The organism is Paenibacillus sp. P4_E11, from assembly GCF_056401635.1.
Genome location: NZ_JBFUIX010000336.1, coordinates 1 through 2,375, shown reverse-complemented (window position 1 = coordinate 2,375; position 2,375 = coordinate 1). Strand labels below are relative to the sequence as shown.

Sequence of the window (2,375 nt, the reverse complement as noted above, 5' to 3'; positions counted from 1 at the left end):
CTATGAGAACACGAATCATCATTTTCGTTTTGATTCTTCTGATCGGAGGATCCCCAATCCCGGAATCACAGGCTTCCGAAATACCACACCCGATATCAGTTTTTTTAAATGGAAAGACCCTCAGTTTTGAAACCCCACCAATAGAGGAAAACGGTAGCATTTTGGTGCCCATGCGAGACATTCTGGAGGGAATGGGGGCAGTAATCCAGTGGAGTCCGAAGACTCAGACTGTCGTGGCTCAACTTGGTGATACCCAACTCATTTATGCAATCGGAGAAAAGGTCGCTTATAAGAACAAAGCCGAACTCAGACTGGAAACACCAGGGCGAATTGTCGAGGGGTCTACCTTGGTGCCAGTTCGCTTTATTGCGGAAGCAATGGGAGCGAAGGTTGAATGGGATGAGGCTAGTCGCAGCGTATCCATTGAATATTCCGTGAGGCGTAATATCCAAGTCGAGGAAGTTTTAGACGGGATGTATCTTAAAATCCGCTACATCGACGGGTCTGATGAAGGAATCGAAGATACCGTGCGCTTTGCGGGCATTTCCCCTATTCATAACGGTCAAGAGGTAACGGGATATATAAGGTCGCTGCTCTCGAATGGCGCGGAGGTGTCGATTGAAATAAATGGTCTACGCGATCGGAACAAACACTTACATGTAAATGTGTACTTGCAAGATGACACCCTTTTAAATGCAAAGCTTGTAGAAGAGGGATATGCGGCGAAAAGTCTGGATCTTCAAAAAGATGGGTTAGCTAGCAAACTCGAACTGTTACAAGCCGATGCGATACAAAAAAACAAGGGTCTTTGGGCTAAGCAAGCAACTTCTCCCCTCGCCTCCATACATAAAATGAACATCATTAGCACCAACGCAGCGGTCGTGACCGACGAAGGGGATTTATGGACGTGGGGGCAGTTTTACGAGAAGCCGACCCGTATTCTTAAGGATGTCGTGGACGTCAAATTGGATTACGATGCTGGTATTGCTTTAAAGAAAGACGGTACAGTTTGGGTATGGGGCTTCAACAGCGCGAGCCTATGGGGCAACGGAGAACAAGAATATGAAACAACCGTCATCCCTAGACATGTAGAGGGACTCCAAGACATCGTTTCTGTAGAAATCAAACATTCGGTATTTTTGCGGTTGATGGCGAAGGCCGCGTATTCGCATGGGGATCGAATCTCAACGGTAAACTGGGACAATCGTACAAGTTGAGCGAGATCATCTATAAGAAACCTTATCAGACGCCTTGGGCAAATGTCCGTTCTGTTAGCCCAGGCTCTGAATTTACGGTAGTACTCAAGAATGACGGTACGGTCTGGCAAACCCAACCAACAAAATCTGAATTAAAGCAACTGAGAACCTTACAGGATATCATTGCTATTTCAAACGACAATAATTTTGCAGTAGCACTCCAAAATGACGGCACCGTATGGACATGGGGGGTTAAGAGCGTCTTCGGTATCGGAAACGCCGACAATCCTGAACCGAAACGTGTCGAAGGACTTTCAAATATCATTCAGGTTGATGCAGGTCATGACCATGCTCAAGCAGTGGATCGAGACGGCAATCTGTTTTCATGGGGGGATAACGAGTATGGACAACTTGGAAGCGAAGTGCTCGGGGATAGCCTGGCACAACCTGCAAAGGTCCCTAACCTACCCTCAGTCAAGTTAGTGGAAGCCGGAAATCGGCAATCTTTGATTCTCATGCAGGACGGAACTTTATGGGGAGTCGGGGCGAACGCCCACTATGTTTTGAGCCCCATTACTCTGAGAGATAAATATGAGAATAATGTGTTATACCAAAATAAATTAACACAGATCAATCTTAATCTTACGTTTTAACACCAAATGCGGCGTATGGTAATGACCGGTTGTTCCAATATGATGGTTGGCGGCTTACCAGCCTCACTCTCTTGATCTTTCAGGGCACAGGTACGACAAATTTATCGTTTTGACTCGGATAAACCGTGGTGTCCTTGGTTGGATGGGTTAATTGTTTAACCCTTCATCATCGCTGATTGTAGGAACGAGACTGCCGGCATGGATCGTCAGCCTCATTCCGCTAACGGGCAGATTAACGTGGTATAAYGACTGAGTGTTAACTTCTTGGAGCAATAGCATAAGCACTCCTTAGAGGGAGCATGTGCTTTACTGGATGACTCCGAGTTCCCTGTCCTCGAATCGCTGGTATGGATGACTAAAATGTAACAGATTTATTTTTGTTAAAGTGGCCCGGTTTCGGGTTCCAGGGCTATTTATCATATGCCAAGTGGTATACTGTTCAGCATAAGGATTGAGAGCTGACATTCCATCAACTGGAATAATGACATTGTATCCCCGGAATGCAGCACTAGTGGCTGTATGAAGG

The 2,375-nt window shown here is 46.1% G+C and carries 2 protein-coding genes; both read left to right on the top strand.

Annotated elements, in window-relative coordinates:
* A partial coding sequence (locus tag AC1DWB_RS33645; protein ID WP_477545438.1) for a stalk domain-containing protein occupies positions 1-1,217 on the top strand: 1,217 nt, incomplete at its 5' end.
* Positions 1,214-1,849: an RCC1 domain-containing protein gene (locus AC1DWB_RS33640; RefSeq protein ID WP_477545437.1), complete on the top strand. Its 636-nt coding sequence runs from the start codon at positions 1,214-1,216 to the stop codon at positions 1,847-1,849. The genes AC1DWB_RS33645 and AC1DWB_RS33640, both read left to right, overlap by 4 nt.
* Positions 1,850-2,375 lie beyond the last annotated feature (526 nt).